Consider the following 16,491-nt stretch of genomic DNA (forward strand, 5'->3'; position numbering starts at 1 on the left):
ATCCCGATAGCGTGGGGGACTCGTCAACCAAGGAGCGACACATGGCCACCTACTCGGAAGGCTACGAGTACCACATCCACCTCAGCCAGGGCGATATCGGGCGCTACGTATTCCTGCCGGGGGACCCCGGCAGGTGCGAGGTCATCGCCCAGCACTTCGACAACCCGCGCTTTGTCGCGTCCAACAGGGAGCACACCACCTGGGCGGGGGAGCTCGACGGTGAGCCGGTCGCGGTGACGTCGACCGGCATGGGTGGGCCAAGTGCGGCCATCGCCGTCGAGGAACTCATCCACGTCGGAGCCGACACCTTCATGCGGGTGGGCACGGCCGGAGCCATGCAGCCGGAGACCCAGCCGGGTGACATCGCCATCGTCAACGCGGCCATCCGCGACGAGGGCACGGGTCTGCACTACCTGCCCATGGAGTTCCCGGCGGTCGCGCACCAGGACCTCATCAACGGTCTGGTCTCCGCGGCCCAGAACTTGGGGCTTCGCCACCACGTCGGCATCTCGCAGTCCAAGGACTCCTTCTACGGCCAGCACAGCCCGGACTCCATGCCGGTGGGCCCACAGTTGAGGCAGCGGTGGGATGCCTGGGTGAAGGGCGGCTGCCTGGTGTCGGAGATGGAGTGTGCAGCCCTCTACCTGGTGGCATCGACGCGCCGTGTCCGCGCTGGTGGCGTGATGATGGTCATGGGTCATCATGACTTCGCGCCGATGACGCAGCAGGAGAAGGATGCCTCGCAGATTGGCAACCTCATCCCCGTGGCCATCGACGGCATGCGCCAGGTGATCGCAGCCGACAAGGCCAGCAAGGGCTGAACGGATCCCGGGGGTGCTTCGCGCACCTCCGGGTCAGAGGGGGAGCTGGGCCTCCATCTGGAGTGCACGCGGGAACAGGACGTTGTTCTCCTTGTGTATGTGCTCGTGCAGGTCGAGTTCCATCTCCTCGAGCCCGCTCAACATCATGCGGTAGGAGGTGCACGCACCCTCCGGCACGGCGTAGCCGTCGGTCATGGTGCGTATCTGGCGGAACAGATTTCCGACCACTTGGTGCTCGTCGCGCAGTTGCTGGATCGGCTCAGCCAGGGATCCGGCCGCCATCGGTGCCCCCGACTTCTCCATGCGGCTGATGGCGGGGAAGACGACGCGTTCCTCCTGCGTCATGTGGGGATCGAGCGCGGCGACGGCCGCGGCATAGGTCTCCTTCACCTGGGCGAGTTCGGGGTGGAGGTCGCCGTGAACCCCGTGGACCTTGTCGACCAGCGCCTGCAGCCTCGGCATCTCCTCCCACATGTAGGCGTGGTGGGAGTCGACGATGTCGTGCGCCAGAGCGGAGTTCGCGCGCACCTGGCCGGGCTCCTCCACGGGTGCTGCGGCCGGAAGCTCCAGCGCCGCCGCCACCTCCGCTACGTCGAGGCCCGCGTTTCTCGTCGCCTCTGTGAGGGTGCGGTGACCGTTGCAGCAGTAGTCCAGCCCAAATCCCTCGAGGACCCGCGAGCGGCGGGGGTCGGCGGTGACGAGGTCACCCAAGGGCACGTTCACATCGACGGTCATGAGCCCATCATATCTACAGGCGTGTGTGGATAAATCCTCTTCTGCCCCTCGGGCGCACCCGGGCACTCGGCTGATAGTCTCGAGGACGGCGTAGCTCGCACTCTTCCCGGGAGAACGATGACAGCGGAAAATCTCGAGAACGACCTTGGTCCCGTGTCAGCGGTAATCGTGCTGGCGGCTGGCGGGGGATCCCGCATGAAGTCCGCGAAATCGAAGTTACTGCACGAAATCTCCGGCAAGACGATGCTGCACTACGCCGTGTCCGCCGGAGCAGCTCTGAACCCTGACCACCTCGTCGTTGTGGTGGGCAAGTACCGCGAGCAGGTCATCGAACACCTCGGTCAGCTGTCGACGTCAGTGACCACGGCCCTGCAGGAGGAGCAGCTCGGCACCGGGCACGCCGTTCTGTGCGGGCTCGCGCAGCTGGGCGAACTGAGCGGCGAGGTGGTGGTCACCTACGGCGACGTCCCCATGCTCACGGGCGACACCCTTCGACGGCTCGTTGCCGTCCACCGCGCCAACCGGAACTGCGCCACCGTCCTGACGGCCCACGTGGAGGACCCCACCGGCTACGGACGCATCGTGCGCGACGGCGACCGTGTGGTCGGCATCGTCGAACACCGAGACGCCAACCCGGAGCAGCGCGACATCAACGAGATCAACTCCGGCATCTATGTCTTCGACGTCGAGACGCTCCGGGCAGGGCTCGCCGGACTGGGCACGGACAACGCGCAGGGCGAGCAGTACCTGACCGACGTGGTGGAGTCCGCGCACCAGCGCGGCGATCGTGTGGGTGCTCTCGTCACGGACGACATCTGGCAGACCGAGGGTGTCAACGACCGGATCCAGTTGGCCCGGATCAACGCCGAGATGAACCGTCGCATCCTGGACTCCTGGATGCTCGCCGGCGTCACCATCATCGACCCCGGATCCACCTTCATCGACGTGGACGTGGACCTGTCCCGCGACGTCGTCCTGCTGCCCGGCACCATCCTGCAAGGGGCCACCACGATCCGCGAGGGCGCCACCATCGGCCCCGACACGAGCCTGCGGGACGTGGAGGTGGGCGCCGGTGCCGAAGTGGTGCGCACGCACGGCTCCCTCGCCATCATCGGGGACGGTGCGCACGTGGGTCCGTTCTCCTACCTGCGGCCCGGCACTCAACTCGGCCGCAACGGCAAGATCGGGGCGTTCGTCGAGACGAAGAACGCCGTCATCGGTGAGGGCTCCAAGGTCCCGCACCTGACCTACTGCGGCGACGCCATCCTCGACGACGGCGTCAACATCGGGGCGGGGACCATCTTCGCCAACTACGACGGGGTCAACAAGTCACCAACGCATGTGGGCAAGGGCGCCTTCGTGGGTTCCAACTCGGTGCTGGTCGCGCCGGTCGACATCGCCCCCGGCGCCTTCGTGGCTGCCGGGTCGGCGGTGACCGAGGATGTTCCCGCCGGTGGCCTCGCCATCGCACGGGGAAGGCAGCACACCGTCGAGGGCTGGGTGGCCAAGCGCCGCCCGGGTTCGAAGGCTGACACGGCCGCCGGGGCCCATGACGGCTCCATCCACCCGGCAGTCGCGGAATCGCGTTCACAACAGAAGGGCTGAACACTTTTATGACCAACAGCACCGCGAACACCAAGCACCTGATGCTCTTCGCGGGCCGCGGCTTCCCGGAGCTGGCCGAAGAAGTGGCCACGCTCATGGGGACCGACCTCGTCCCCACGAAGTCCTTCGCCTACGCCAACTCCGAGATCTATGTGAGGTTCGAGGAGTCGGTCCGCGGGTGTGACGCCTTCGTCATCCAGTCCCACACCGCCCCGGTGAACGAATGGATCATGGAGCAGCTGATCATGGTGGACGCCCTGAAGCGCGCGTCCGCCAAGCGGATCACCGTGGTGTCGCCGTTCTACCCCTACGCCCGCCAGGACAAGAAACACCTCGGCCGCGAACCCATCTCCGCCCGCCTCATCGCCGACCTCTACAAGGCCGCTGGAGCAGACCGCATCATGTCCGTTGACCTCCACGCCTCCCAGATCCAGGGCTTCTTCGACGGCCCCGTCGATCACCTGTGGGGCCTGCCCGTGCTCAGCGAGTACGTCAAGGAGAAGTACGACCAGGACGAGATGTGCGTCGTCTCCCCGGACGCGGGACGGGTGCGTCTCGCTGACATGTGGACCGACCAGCTCAACTGCCCGCTCGCCATCGTGCACAAGCGTCGCGACCATGACCTGGCCAACACCGTCGCCGTCCACGAGGTGGTGGGTGATGTGCAGGGCAAGACCTGCATCCTCGTCGACGACATGATCGACACCGCCGGCACCATCGCCCAGGCTGCCGCGGCGCTGCGCGAGCGGGGCGCCAAGCGTGTCATCGCGGCAGCCACGCACGGTGTGTTCTCCGGCCCGGCTGCCGAGCGGCTGAATGCCTCGGACCTCGAGGAGATCATCGTCACCAACACGCTGCCGCTCCGCACCGCCGAGACCATCGAGAACCTCACGGTCCTCTCGATCGCGCCGCTGCTGGCCAAGGCCATCAACGCCGTGTTCATGGAAGGCTCGGTCACCTCCTTGTTCGGCGGTCAGGCCTGATATGGAGGCCCGGCGGCGTAACAAACTGACCATCGTCGGCGCAGGCGCCGTCGGGTCCTCCCTTGCCTACGCGGCACTGATGCGTGGGGTGGCGCGCAACGTTGTTCTCTACGACGTGAACGGGTCGAAGGCGCGGGCCGAGGCCCTCGACCTGGAACACGGCAGCGAGTTCATGCCGACGGCGCGTGTGGAGGGCTCCAACGATCCTGAGATCACCCGAAATTCCGACGTGGTGGTCATCACTGCCGGGGCCAAGCAGAAGCCCGGCGAGTCACGCATGGACCTGGCCGCGTCCACGGTGGAGCTGATGAAGAAGGTCATCCCGCCGATGGTGGAACGCTCACCCGAGGCGCTGTTCCTCATGGTCACCAACCCTGTCGACGTCACCACGTACGCAGCCCTGAAGATCAGCGGACTGCCGCGCAACCAGTTGTTCGGCTCCGGCACCGTGCTCGATTCTGCACGGTTGCGGGTGCTCGTGGCGCAGCACTGCGGTGTGGCGATCGGCAACGTCCACGCCTACATCTGCGGCGAGCACGGCGACTCCGAAATCCCCCTCTGGTCGAGCGCCACCATCGGCGGGGTCCCGCTCCTGAAGTGGGAGTTGCAGACCGGTCGACTCGGCGAATCCGTGCGCGACGACATGGCCGACCGTGTCGTCAACGCCGCCTACGAAGTGATCGCCGGCAAGGGCGCCACCAACTACGGCATCGGCGTCTCCGGCACCCGAATCATCGAGGCCATGTTCAACGACGAGCACCGCGTGCTGCCCGTCTCCAGCCTCCTCGAAGGGTGGCACGGCATCTCCGACGTGTGCATGTCCGTCCCCACCATCGTGGATCGGCTCGGCGTCGGCATGACCCTGGAAATGCCGTTGCAGGACGGCGAACTGGGGTGCATGCACGACTCTGCGGAGGTCATCCGCTCCACCCTGAGGCGCATCGGTTTCTAGGGGGTTCCACCCCCTCGGCACCCCCCGTGGGTAGGGTCGCATCCCCCCACGGTGCCATGCGTGCGCCCGCAGGACGGCCACCGTGGTCTGATCCGCAGTCTGGCATTGTTTCCTAGGCTGGGAATGCACCCACGAAAGGCATCCCCATGTCCCACCTGCACTACGCCACGCCCCCGACGACGGCATCCGCCTGCAGCACCGACCACCTCACCAAGGTGTACGGCGTCGGGTCCGACCGGCAGGTGGTGGCCCTCGACGACGTCTCCGTGACCATCGCCCCGGGATCGTTCACGGCCATCATGGGGCCCTCCGGGTCCGGCAAATCGACCCTCATGCACTGCATGGCAGGGCTCGACCGCGCCACCTCCGGCGACGCGTGGATGGGGCAGGACAACCTGTCGCAACTCCCGGAGAAGCAGGTCACGAGGATCCGCCGCGACAAGGTGGGATTCGTGTTCCAGTCGTTCAACCTGCTGCCGACGCTCACGGCGCAGCAGAACATCGTCCTTCCCCTGGACCTCGCGGGCAAGAAGGTGGACAAGGAGCACTTCGCCTCCATCATCGAGTCCCTGTCGCTCCAGGACCGGCTCACGCACCGCCCCAGCCAGCTCTCGGGTGGGCAGCAGCAGCGCGTCGCCATCGCCCGGGCCCTCATGACCCGCCCGCAGGTGGTGTTCGCCGACGAACCGACGGGTGCCCTGGACTCGAAGACGGGCACGGCCCTGCTCGAGTACCTGCGCCGCTGCAGCCGGGAACAGGGGCAGACCATCATCATGGTCACCCACGACCCCAAGGCTGCGGCCTACGCCGACCGTGCGCTGGTCCTGCTCGACGGGCGCATCGTCGACGACGTGGCCAGCCCCACCGCGGAGATGATGATGGCCACCTTCGGACGGTTGGGCGCCTGATGCTCCGCGACGCCACCAACGAGATCCGGCTCCACCCGGGCCGTTTCATCGCCACCCTGCTCTCCATCGCCATCAGCGTGGCCTTCATCGCGGCCATCTCCACGCTGGTGGGCACCGAACAGCAGTCCATGGCCCGCTTCACGCAGCTACCGGTGTCGAAGGCCGACATCGTCGTCAGCGGCGACTTCGACGACCCCTCCGCTGTCCAGTCCGCGCTGGAGGGCGTCGACGGCGTGACAGCGGTCGCCGCCGCGAGCAGCACCGTGTCCATGCTCACCCACGAGGACAAGACCGTGTTCGTCACGTTCGTCCCGGTTCCCCGGGAGGAGTTCCGGTGGGCATCCATCGCAGAGGGCCGATGGCCGGCCAGCAGCGATGAGGTGGCCATGTCCTCCGACGGCCTCAAGCAGTTGCGGCTGTCGGTGGGGGACACGGTGCGGCTGGAGGGTCAGGACCAGCCAGCCACCATCGTGGGCAGGACCAACGACCCCAAGGCGTGGTTCGGCGTCACGGGCTACACCGCCCCCGCCGAGAAGTCCGCCGACACGGGCGGCCCCTGGGTGCTGCGCACCGCCGGTGACCCGGCCGCTCTCCTGCCGGCCGTCAGCGCCGCGCTGCCCGATCCGATGCCGGGGGGCGAGGTGGACGTCAGCACGGGTGACGACGCCCGCGCCGCCGCCCTCAACGACCTGACAGGGAACTTCGACGTCTTCCGCAGCCTGCTGCTCGGCTTCGCCGGGGTGGCGCTCGTGGTGGGCATCATCACCATCTCCAACACCTTCACCATCCTGGTGGCGCAGAGGCGACGACAGATCGGCCTGCTGCGCGCCGTCGGGGCCTCCACGGGGCAGGTGCGCGGCCGGCTCGTGTGGGAGGCGCTGCTGCTCGGCGTCGTGGGCTCACTGCTCGGCATCGGGGTTGGCGTCGGGGTGGCCGCACTGGGGGCGAGCATCACGGGCTCCATCTTCTGGGGCCTCGTGCTGCGCCCCGTTGAACTGCTCGCGGCGCTCGCCGTCGGGGTCATCGCGACCCTGCTGTCCGTGGTGGGGCCCTCCTTCGTGGCCACCCGGGTCTCGCCAGTGGAGGCGCTGCAGGCGGTGCCGTCGGCGTCCCGCGCCCGTCGGCTGTCCATCACCCGCGCCGTCGTCTGTGCCCTGTTCGGGGCAGGTGGCGTGGCGCTCGTCGTGATGAGCCGCCTGAACACCAACTGGGCCCTGGTGTGGGCCATGGGTGCGGGTTTCCTCCTCAGCATCGCCATCCTCGGTGCGGCACCCTTCTACATCCCTGCGCTGCTGCGGCTGCTGGGGCGTGTCCTCGGGTTCACCGGCCCCACGACGCGGCTGGCCGCCACCAATGCCGCCCGCAACCCGCAGCGGGCGGCCGCCACCGCCGTGGCTCTCATGCTGGCCGTCGGGCTCGTCGTGACCATCCAGGTGGCGGTCTCCACGGTGCGGACAACGGGCGTGGAGGCCATCAACCAGCGCTTCCCCATCGACCTGACCCTGACCTCGCAGCAGGCCCTCCCCGTCGGCTTCACCGCCAAGATCCGTGGCATCGCGGACGTCGCCACGGCGGTGGAGGTCTCCAGCAAGAACGCGGAGATCAACGACTACCCGCAGTGGGCCATCCGCAGCGTCAACCCCGCCCGTGCGGAGCTGGACCTGCCGGCGGACTTGGGGGTGTCCGACGGCACCATCATCATCGGCGACTACGGCTTCCCCGCCGAGCTGGAGCTGCCGGGTGTCGCCGGCCCCGTCACCTTGCAGGTGAAGACGTCGGAGAACCTGAACTTCGGGGTCGCGGCGGTGTCCGAGGCGACCTTCGAGAAGCTGGCGGGCAACCCCGTCGTGACCGAGCTGTGGGTCAAGCTCACGGACCGCACCTCGGCCACGGCGCTGAACCAGGTCAGCACCGCCGCAACCCAGGCAGAGGGGGATATCCAGGTGGAGGGCGGCGCGTTCTTCGCGGGCATCCTGCAGCAGGTCCTGGACGTGGTCCTCATCGTCCTGACGGCCCTGCTGGGCGTCGCGGTCGTCATCGCGCTCGTCGGGGTGGGCAACACGCTGGGGCTCTCCGTCATCGAACGCCAACGGGAGTCGGCCCTGCTCCGCGCACTGGGCATGCAACGCGCCGGTCTGCGTCTGATGCTCCTGGTGGAGGCGCTGATGCTGGCACTCGTTGGCACGGTCGTGGGCATCGCCGCGGGTGCGTTCTTTGGCTGGCTGGGGGTGAGCTCGGCCGTGATGATGATGCCAGCGACGTCACGCACCCCGCTGTACTTCAGCGTCGACGTCGGACTCACGGCACTGCTGGTCGCTGTCTGTCTGGCGGCAGCGTGCCTGGCGTCGGTGCTGCCGGGCCGGCGGGCGGCCAACGCCACCCCCACGGAGGCGCTGGCGGTGGAGTAATCGGCGCGCACCCCTAGGATGGGCCGGGTGTTTGCACCCAAGATCACCGATGCCTCTCTGAAGGCGTTCACGCTCAAGCTGGGCGACAAGCATCCTCCCATCGCTCTGGGTTCGGCGGACCGGACCATCCACGACCCCGGGGCCGTGAGGCGCCGGTTCGCCGGGACCATCGACTACCTTGCCCGCGTGGAACTCGAGGTGGACCGCAACGTCCTGGAGCTGTTGACTCTTCTGCCGAACGTCAGCGAGGTCGACAAGATCTTCTACCAGGACGTCTGGTACGACCAGGAGATGGCCCACGGCTACCTCCTCGACCAACTGCAGGTGGATCTCGGCATGGAGCCGGCGGACCCCTTCATGACCGTGCCCCTGCGCATGAAACTGTTGGGGGCGCTGGCCCACTGGGACCCCATCCACGACATCTCCCGCATGCTCTACTACCTGACGGGTGCCTCGACGGAGCGCCAGGCTGTGGTGGCCTACAGCATCCTCATCCGTGAACTGAAACTCATGGGGGAGGATGCCATCGCGGAGACGATCATTCACCCCATCAAGCAGCAGGAACCCGGCCACTACACCTTCTACAAGATGTCGGCCGAGAAAATGATGCAGGACGGGGACCTGCAGCCCTGGCAGCTGTTCGTGACGCGGCTGCTGCGCTCGCAGGCCTTCACCCTCGTGGGCGTGGACTACGTGAAGAAGTACCAGCAGGACCTTGGGGGCGTGCTGACCGAACTGGGCATGGACCAGGAGATGGAGGTCTACGCCAAGGAGATCGGGCGGCTCGAGGCGAAACTGCTCTGGGCCAAGGACAAGGGCATGGACTTCCCGCCGTACTTCCTGAAGTCTCTGCAGGAGTCGGTGGACATGTACAAGGGCCAAGGCAACTTCGACGCGCCCGTGAACAACCGGTTCATGATCTGAATTTGACCCTGACGCCGCGTCAGGCTCTAGCGTCTGTGGCATGGATACGACGCAATTCACCACACTCATCACCCATCCCGACCGGGACGTCCGCCTGCGCGCAGCCATGGACGCCGGAACCCTGCACGACCCGCACGTGACGGCGGCACTCGTTGCCCGCCTGGGCGTGGAGGACGACGCGCGTGTCCGCGAGAACCTGACCTGGGCGCTCGTGCAGCACGGCGACGTCGCGGTTCCCGCAGTGCTTGCCCTGCTCCGCTCCGAGAACCCGCTGGAGCGGCGTCAAGCCGCCCACGTGCTGTCGAAGATCGGCGACCCCTCCCACGTGCCGCACCTGCTGCCCGTGGTGGCGGACGCGGACCCGGACGTGGCCATCAAGGCGTATCGCGCGGCGGCCAGCACCGGCAGCCCCGACGTGGTGCACCCCCTGGTGGCACGGCTCGGCGACGGCGATGCCGGGCAGCGCGACGCGCTCAGCAACGCCATGCAGCAGCTGGGGGAACTCGGCGTCGGCGCGCTCGTCGAGGCCCTGGGTGACGGTGACGCCACGGTGCGGTTGCACGCGGCGGAAGCGCTCGCCCAGATTGGCGAGGACGCCCGTGCGGCCACCACCGCACTTGCCGGGCGCGTGGCTGACGAGGATGCCGACGTCGCCCTGGCCGCCGTGATGGCGCTGGGGGCGGTCGGCGGGGACGACGCGGCCGCTGTCCTGGGCGACGTGGTGTCGGCGGGGCACCAGCCGCTGGCTGCCGTGGCCCGGCGGCTCGTCAACGCTGCGGCGTAGCCCTCCTGTCGCGCAACAACCGCGCGGCAATGTGGCGGAGGCGGTCATCGGGGGAGCCCTGGGCTCCCTCGATGGCCGCCTCTGCGGCATCCCCGGCAAGTTGCCCCAGCGCGACGATGGCCTCGAACCGGACCGAGGGGTCATCGTCGTGGACCAACGGGGCCAGGTGCTCGGCTGCGTCGGCCACGCCGACGAGTCCCAGCGCCTCCGCGGCGCGGGATCTCACGAGAGCAGCCGGGTCGCCCAGCCGAGCCACCAGAGGGGCAACCGCAGAGGGGCCCACCTCCTCGAGGGCTGCGACGACGGCGTCGCCCACGACGTCGGGGCCATCGCCCAGGATGCCGACGAGCGCCGTCAGAGCCGCATGTCCTCCGAACCTGCCCAGGACCTGCGCAGCCTTGCTTGCCACCACGACGTCGTCGTCACGCAGCAGCGGGACCACGAATGGCGCCACGGAGGCGTCCCCGACCTTGGACAGGGCGTGGGCCGCCTGTGCCCGCACCACCGGGTCGGGATGGGTGAGCAGAGGAATCAGGGCATCGCGGGCGGCGTGGCCGTGTCGTGCAATGGCCCACGTCAGCACCTCGCGCACACCGGGCGCCGGATCCTCCACCAGTTGGGCCACGAGCGCCTCCAGGGGCAACCCCGATGTGGAGTCCAGGGCCGCCCGGAAGCGGACGTGGGCCTCGGGATGGCGAAGCCTTTCACTCTGCGCCACCGCCGAGAGAACCTCCTGCCACCCCGTGGAGGCGCTCTGCCGCAGCCCGCGCAGGGTGCGCAACATCCGGGTCTCGTCCGCCAACCGCTGCTCGACGGCGGCGATGTGCTCCTCCAGCACCTCACGGGCGTCGAAGTCGTCGGCGTCCAGGGCGGCGGACACCTCGTCGAGACCCAACCCCAGCGATTTCAGGTGCTGGATCTGCAGGAGTCGCTGCAGGTCTTCCGGGGAGTACAGGCGGTAGTCACTGGCGGACCTGCCGCTCGGGACGAGGAGGCCGCGTTGGTCATAGTGGTGCAGCGTCCGCACCGACAGGCCGGCGTGCCGCGCCACCTCGCCGACGGTCAACCACAAGTCGTCCTGCGAAGGCTGCATTGCGCAACCGTAGCCGCCGTGCGATAAGCTCGGCAGGCTGCATGGCGAGGGACCACGACTGGTCCGTAATCGACAAGCCCTCTCTCGCCGGCGCCGTTCGTGTTCGACACATCTTGTCAGGAGAGACAGTGGCTGAGTTCCAGATCACAGCAACCACCCGCACCGAGTTCGGCAAGGGCGCATCACGCCGCCTCCGCCGCGCAGGCGAGGTCCCGGCCGTCCTCTACGGTCACGGCACCGACCCGCAGCACATCGCGCTGCCGGGCAAGGAGACGTTCCTCATGCTCCGTCACGCCAACGTGCTGATGGAGATCACCGTCGAGGGCCAGAAGGAGCGCATCATGGCCCTGCCCAAGCAGGTCCAGCGCGACCCCATCACCTCGTTCGTCGACCACATCGACCTGCTCATCGTGAAGAAGGGTGAGAAGGTCAGCGTCGAAGTGCCGTTGACGGTCGTCGGCGAAGCCGAGCGCAATTCACTCGTCAACATCGACCTCACATCGCTGCTGGTCCTGGCTCCGGCCACCAACATCCCCGCCGAGATCGAGGTCTCCATCGAGGGACTCGTCATTGGCGACCAGATCCTGGCCGGCGACGTGAAGCTGCCCGAGGGTGTCGTCTACGAGCACGACCCCGAGGCCATGGTCCTCAACGTTGCTCCCCAGCCCGTCGCCGAGCCCGCGCCCAGCGTTGCCGACGAGTCCACTGCCGTTGAAGGCGAACAGGACTCCGAAGACAGCGAGTGACAACAGGCACTCACCTCGTGGTCGGGCTCGGGAATCCGGGCCCGACCTACGCGTTCACCCGGCACAACGTGGGTTTCTGGGCCGTCGACGACCTGGCGGACCGGTACGGGGCGCGTTTCACGCTGTCCTCGCGCCACCGCGCCGAGGTGGCCTCCGTCGTGCTGCCTGCGTCGCCTGGCGTGGACGCCGTGAGGCTGGTGCTTGTCAAGCCCACCACCTACATGAACGAGTCGGGACGTGCTGTCCAGGCCGTCGCCCAGTTCCACAAGATCGAGCCCGGGCACGTCGTCGCCGTCCATGACGAACTTGACCTCAATGCGGGTCAGTTGCGCCTCAAGTTCGGCGGCGGTGACAACGGACACAACGGGCTGAAGTCCATGCGCGCCCACCTGGGTACCGGGGATTTCCACCGTGTCCGCGTGGGCATCGGGCGCCCCCCGGGCAGGCAGGCGGCCGCCGACTGGGTGCTCGCGAAGCTGAAGCCCTCCGACGCCGACTCGATGCGCGTGGACGCAGCCATCGCCTCGGACGCCGTCGAGTGTCTGGTGCGCGACGGACTGGAAGCAGCCCAGAACCGTTTCAACAACTGATCCGACGTGAGCGGCCGGATCGGCAGTGGTTCACTGGGAAAGTGTCAGACACCAGGCCAGCGCCGGGGAATCCGCCCCACCAGCACGATGACGAGCCGCACGCAGGGGGCGGGAATGCCCAGCGGCTGAGCTGGCTCCGAGCCGCAGTTCTGGGCTCCCATGACGGCATCGTCTCCGTCGCCGCGATCGTCGTTGGCGTCGCCGGAGCCACATCGACATCGGGACCGGGCCTCACGGGTGCGCTCGGCGCGAAGCTGGGCGGCAGTCCGACGGGGAGGGCCACGGTGCGTGTGCTGGTCGGTGGAACCGTGGCGCTCGGGGCCACGTTCGCGATCGGTCTCATTCTCGGAACCTCTGGAGTCGGTTAGACGCAGTCGTTGCGGAGGGGCAGATGCTCCGCCCTGAGCGGATCCGGGCATGCCCCCGCGGACTGAGCGGGTAAGTTGATCCGGTGAAGTTTCCCGGCCTCATCAGCGCACTCGAATCCGACCCCGCGATCCAGGCCACCGCCACCGACGCACGTTCGGCCGGCGTCAACGCCCTCGACGTGACGGTCGTCCCCGCCTTCTTCCCCATGGCTGCGGCCAGCGTCGCCGCCCAGTCCGGCCGCACTGTCCTGCTGGTCACCTCCACGTACCGCGAGGCTGAGCAGCTGACCACCGAACTCGGCAGCCTGCTCGGCGAGGAAGCCGTCTGCTACTACCCGGCCTGGGAAACGCTCCCGCACGAGCGCCTCTCGCCGCGACCCGACACCGTCGGCCGTCGGCTGGCCGTGCTGCGGCGGCTGCGCGGCGAGGGGGCGGAGGTACCCAGGGTGGTGGTGGCCCCCGTCCGCTCCGTGCTGCAGCCTCAGGTGCGAGGGCTCTCAGCCATGCAGCCCGTCACCGTCACGGCGGGCCAGGAATACGAACTCTCCACCCTGTTGGCCGACCTGGTGGCGGCCGCCTACAACCGGGTGGACCTCGTGGAGCGCCGCGGGGAGTTCGCCGTCCGCGGCGGCATCGTCGACGTGTTCGCGCCCACCATGGAACACCCTGTCCGCATCGACTTCTTCGGCGACGACGTGGAGGAGATCCGCCCCTTTGCTGTGGCCGACCAGCGCTCCACAGGGGAGACCCTCCCGGCCGTCACCGTCATGCCGTGCCGCGAGCTCCTGCTGACCGACGCCGTCCGGCACCGTGCCAGGAAACTGGTCATGCAGCATCCAGAACTTTCCGACATGCTCGGTCGCATCGCCGAGGGACATGCCATCGAGGGCATGGAGGCGCTGATCCCCGCGCTGGTGGACGGCCTCGAACTACTCGTGGACGTGCTGCCGGCCCACTCCATCGTCATCACCACCTCCCCGGAACTGGTGCGCACCCGTGCCGCCGAACTGGTGTCCACCAGCCAGGAGTTCCTCGAGGCCAGTTGGGCGGCGGCGGCCGGGGGCGGCCAGTCGCCCATCGACCTCGGCGCCTCGTCGTACTGGAGCCTGGCCGACGTCCGCGCGCACGCCATGGAGATCGGCCACAAATGGTGGAGCCTGTCACCGTTCGCCGCGGGCGAGGCGAGCGAGGCCTACGACGCCTCCTCCGTGCACTCCCGCACCCTCGACGTCACCCACCCCGACGGCTTCCACGGCGACTACGAGGCGGCGCAGCAGCACATCCGCACCGCCGTGAAGAATGGCTGGCGCGTCCTCATCGGCGTGGAGGGCAGGGGCCTCGCCACGCGCATGGTGGAGTTGCTGGGCGAACAGGGACTCACCGCTGAGGTGACGGACCTCGCGGATGAGCCACGCACCGGCGTGGTGGGCATCGTGCTGGGCTGCTTCAGCCAGGGCTGGCGGGCCGAGCCCAGCCGCATCGATTTCATCACTGCCACCGAACTCTCCGGCCAGCAGGCCACGGATCGCAGCCAGCAGAAACTCCCGAGCCGTCGACGCAACACCATTGAGCCGCTGGAACTGAAGACCGGTGATCCCGTCGTCCATGAGACCCACGGGGTGGGCCGGTTCGTCGAGATGATGCAGCGCACCGTCCAGGGTGCAGTGCGGGACTACCTGGTGCTGGAATATGCACCCAGCAAGCGCGGCCACCCCGGCGACCGGCTCTTCGTCCCCATGGACCAGCTCGACCAACTGACCCGCTATGTCGGCTCCGAGTCCCCGGCACTGGACAAGATGGGCGGCGCAGAGTGGAACAAGCGCAAGTCCAAGGCGCGCAAGGCCGTGAAGGAGATCTCCGCCGAGCTCATCAAGCTGTACGCGGCCAGGCAGGCCACCAAGGGCCACGCGTTCAGCCCCGACACGCCCTGGCAGCGGGAGCTCGAGGACGCTTTCAGCTATGTGGAGACCCCTGACCAGCTGGGCGCCATCATCGAGGTCAAGGCCGACATGGAGAAGCTGGTCCCCATGGACCGCCTGATCTGCGGCGACGTCGGCTACGGCAAGACCGAAATCGCTGTGAGGGCCGCCTTCAAGGCCGTGCAGGATGGCAAGCAGGTGGCGGTACTGGTTCCCACGACGCTGCTCGTCACGCAGCACCACGCCACGTTCGCCTCGCGGTTCGCGGGGTTCCCCGTGCACCTGGCGCAGCTGTCCCGGTTCCAGAGTGACGCCGAGGCAAGGGTCGTCATCGACGGCCTCGCGAAGGGCAAGGTGGACGTGGTCATCGGCACCCACCGCCTCCTCAGCAAGGAGATCCAGTTCAAGGACCTCGGCCTGGTCATCGTCGACGAGGAACAACGCTTCGGCGTCGAGCACAAGGAACGGCTCAAGGAGATGCGTGTCAACGTCGACGTCCTGTCGATGAGCGCCACGCCCATCCCACGCACCCTGGAGACCGCCATCACCGGCATCCGGGAGATGAGCGTCATCGCCACCCCACCGGAGGAGCGCCACCCGGTGCTGACGTTCGCGGGCCCCTACGACACCGCGCAGGTCAAGGCGGCCATCCGGCGTGAACTGGCACGGGAGGGGCAGGTCTTCGTGGTGCACAACCGCGTCAACACCATCGAGAAGTCCGCGGCGCAATTGCGGGAACTGGTGCCCGAGGCCCGCATCGTGACCGCCCACGGCCAGATGGGGGAGAGCCGCCTCGAAGCCGTCATGCAGGACTTCTTCGAGCGTCGCGCCGACGTGCTGGTGTGCACCACCATCGTGGAGGCGGGTATCGACATCTCCACGGCCAACACCCTCATCATCGAGCGCTCCGACCAGCTCGGGCTGTCCCAGCTCCACCAGCTGCGGGGGAGGGTGGGGCGCTCCCGGGAACGCGGCTACGCCTACCTCCTCTATCCCGGCGACAAGCCCCTCACGGAGGCGTCCCACGAGCGGTTGGCCACCATGGCCTCGCACACCGACCTCGGCGCGGGCATGTCGATCGCCATGAAGGACCTGGAGCTGCGGGGCGCCGGCAACCTGCTGGGTGGTGAGCAGTCCGGCCACATCGCCGACGTGGGCTTCGACATGTACCTGCGGCTCGTGGGGGAGGCCGTCGCCAACTACCGCGGCGTGGACACGACCCCCGAACCGACGATGCGCATCGAACTGCCCATCGAGGCGCACCTGCCGTCGGACTACATCACCTCCGAACGGCTGCGCCTGCAGATGTACAAGCAGATCGCGGAGATCCGGACAGAGGCCGACATCGAGGCCGCCGGTGCCGAACTTGCCGACCGGTTCGGTGACCCGCCGCAGCCTGTGCAGGACCTCCTCACGGTGGCCAGGTTGCGCAACCACTGCCGCGAGTACGGCATCGAGGAGGTGGTGGTGCAGGGGAAGAACGTTCGCTTCTCTCCTGTGAACCTTCCGGAGTCGCGGCAGATGCGCCTGGCACGGCTCTACCCCGGTGCCGTCGTCAAGAACGTCGCCGAACTGATCCTGGTGCCCAAGCCCGACGGCGACGCCCTCCAGTGGGCGACGACCCTGGTGGAGCAGGTCTTCGGGTGATCGCTGTA

At 68.1% G+C, this 16,491-nt stretch carries 13 protein-coding genes and 1 pseudogene; 12 read left to right on the plus strand and 2 right to left on the minus strand.

Annotated elements, in window-relative coordinates:
• Positions 1-41 precede the first annotated feature (41 nt).
• Positions 42-821: a uridine phosphorylase gene (gene udp, locus EAX62_RS06295; protein ID WP_121900721.1), complete on the plus strand. Its 780-nt coding sequence runs from the start codon at positions 42-44 to the stop codon at positions 819-821.
• A 33-nt stretch (positions 822-854) separates the two neighbouring features.
• On the opposite strand, the gene ric is transcribed toward udp, so the two are convergent.
• The gene (gene ric / locus EAX62_RS06300) at positions 855-1,556 is read right to left on the minus strand and encodes an iron-sulfur cluster repair di-iron protein (RefSeq protein ID WP_121900722.1); all 702 of its coding nucleotides are present in this window, start codon (positions 1,554-1,556) and stop codon (positions 855-857) included.
• A gap of 117 nt (positions 1,557-1,673) precedes the next feature.
• Between ric and glmU the strand changes: the two genes are divergently transcribed.
• From glmU to EAX62_RS06335, 7 genes and pseudogenes are all read left to right on the plus strand, one after another.
• Complete coding sequence (gene glmU, locus EAX62_RS06305; protein WP_121900723.1) at positions 1,674-3,161, plus strand: bifunctional UDP-N-acetylglucosamine diphosphorylase/glucosamine-1-phosphate N-acetyltransferase GlmU; 1,488 nt, start codon at positions 1,674-1,676, stop codon at positions 3,159-3,161.
• 8 nt (positions 3,162-3,169) lie between these two features.
• Entirely contained in the window at positions 3,170-4,144 is a 975-nt protein-coding gene (locus EAX62_RS06310) for a ribose-phosphate diphosphokinase (RefSeq protein WP_121900724.1), read from the plus strand.
• 1 nt (position 4,145) lies between these two features.
• Entirely contained in the window at positions 4,146-5,096 is a 951-nt protein-coding gene (locus EAX62_RS06315; protein ID WP_121900725.1) for an L-lactate dehydrogenase, read from the plus strand.
• Between the two features lie 146 nt (positions 5,097-5,242).
• Entirely contained in the window at positions 5,243-6,004 is a 762-nt protein-coding gene (locus EAX62_RS06320) for an ABC transporter ATP-binding protein (RefSeq protein ID WP_121900726.1), read from the plus strand.
• A gap of 59 nt (positions 6,005-6,063) precedes the next feature.
• Positions 6,064-8,412, plus strand: a pseudogene (locus EAX62_RS06325) (ABC transporter permease); the annotation flags it as partial.
• Positions 8,413-8,439: 27 nt separating this feature from the next.
• Complete coding sequence (locus EAX62_RS06330) at positions 8,440-9,336, plus strand: GTP-binding protein LepA (protein ID WP_233557824.1); 897 nt, start codon at positions 8,440-8,442, stop codon at positions 9,334-9,336.
• 40 nt (positions 9,337-9,376) lie between these two features.
• Positions 9,377-10,120: a HEAT repeat domain-containing protein gene (locus EAX62_RS06335; RefSeq protein WP_121900729.1), complete on the plus strand. Its 744-nt coding sequence runs from the start codon at positions 9,377-9,379 to the stop codon at positions 10,118-10,120.
• On the opposite strand, the gene EAX62_RS06340 is transcribed toward EAX62_RS06335, so the two are convergent.
• Positions 10,104-11,213: a HEAT repeat domain-containing protein gene (locus EAX62_RS06340; protein WP_121900730.1), complete on the minus strand. Its 1,110-nt coding sequence runs from the start codon at positions 11,211-11,213 to the stop codon at positions 10,104-10,106. The two genes, EAX62_RS06335 and EAX62_RS06340, sit on opposite strands and share 17 nt — an antisense overlap.
• A 128-nt stretch (positions 11,214-11,341) precedes the next feature.
• Here EAX62_RS06340 and EAX62_RS06345 point away from each other — a divergent pair, with 128 nt between their 5' ends.
• From EAX62_RS06345 to mfd, 4 genes are all read left to right on the plus strand, one after another.
• Positions 11,342-11,959, plus strand: a complete 618-nt coding sequence (locus EAX62_RS06345) for a 50S ribosomal protein L25/general stress protein Ctc (protein ID WP_121900731.1) — start codon at positions 11,342-11,344, stop codon at positions 11,957-11,959.
• On the plus strand, positions 11,956-12,549 hold the full coding sequence (gene pth / locus EAX62_RS06350; RefSeq protein WP_121900732.1) for an aminoacyl-tRNA hydrolase: 594 nt from the start codon (positions 11,956-11,958) through the stop codon (positions 12,547-12,549). Before EAX62_RS06345 ends, pth begins: the two co-directional genes overlap by 4 nt.
• 41 nt (positions 12,550-12,590) lie before the next feature.
• Positions 12,591-12,917 (plus strand): VIT1/CCC1 transporter family protein, encoded by a 327-nt coding sequence (locus tag EAX62_RS17490; RefSeq protein ID WP_121900733.1) that lies wholly within the window; start codon positions 12,591-12,593, stop codon positions 12,915-12,917.
• Positions 12,918-13,000: 83 nt separating this feature from the next.
• Entirely contained in the window at positions 13,001-16,483 is a 3,483-nt protein-coding gene (mfd, locus tag EAX62_RS06360; protein WP_121900734.1) for a transcription-repair coupling factor, read from the plus strand.
• Positions 16,484-16,491 lie beyond the last annotated feature (8 nt).

It is taken from the genome of Tessaracoccus antarcticus (assembly GCF_003688855.1).
GTDB lineage: Bacteria > Actinomycetota > Actinomycetes > Propionibacteriales > Propionibacteriaceae > Arachnia > Arachnia antarctica.

Excerpts from the sequence above, each read along its gene's own strand:
- EAX62_RS06340 (WP_121900730.1), bottom strand. The coding sequence starts at position 11,213 with ATGCAGCCTTCGCAGGACGACTTGTGGTTGACCGTCGGCGAGGTGGCG.
- EAX62_RS06335 (WP_121900729.1), top strand. The coding sequence starts at position 9,377 with ATGGATACGACGCAATTCACCACACTCATCACCCATCCCGACCGGGAC.
- glmU (WP_121900723.1), top strand. The coding sequence starts at position 1,674 with ATGACAGCGGAAAATCTCGAGAACGACCTTGGTCCCGTGTCAGCGGTA.
- EAX62_RS06320 (WP_121900726.1), top strand. The coding sequence starts at position 5,243 with ATGTCCCACCTGCACTACGCCACGCCCCCGACGACGGCATCCGCCTGC.
- EAX62_RS06315 (WP_121900725.1), top strand. The coding sequence starts at position 4,146 with ATGGAGGCCCGGCGGCGTAACAAACTGACCATCGTCGGCGCAGGCGCC.
- ric (WP_121900722.1), bottom strand. The coding sequence starts at position 1,556 with ATGACCGTCGATGTGAACGTGCCCTTGGGTGACCTCGTCACCGCCGAC.
- EAX62_RS06310 (WP_121900724.1), top strand. The coding sequence starts at position 3,170 with ATGACCAACAGCACCGCGAACACCAAGCACCTGATGCTCTTCGCGGGC.
- udp (WP_121900721.1), top strand. The coding sequence starts at position 42 with ATGGCCACCTACTCGGAAGGCTACGAGTACCACATCCACCTCAGCCAG.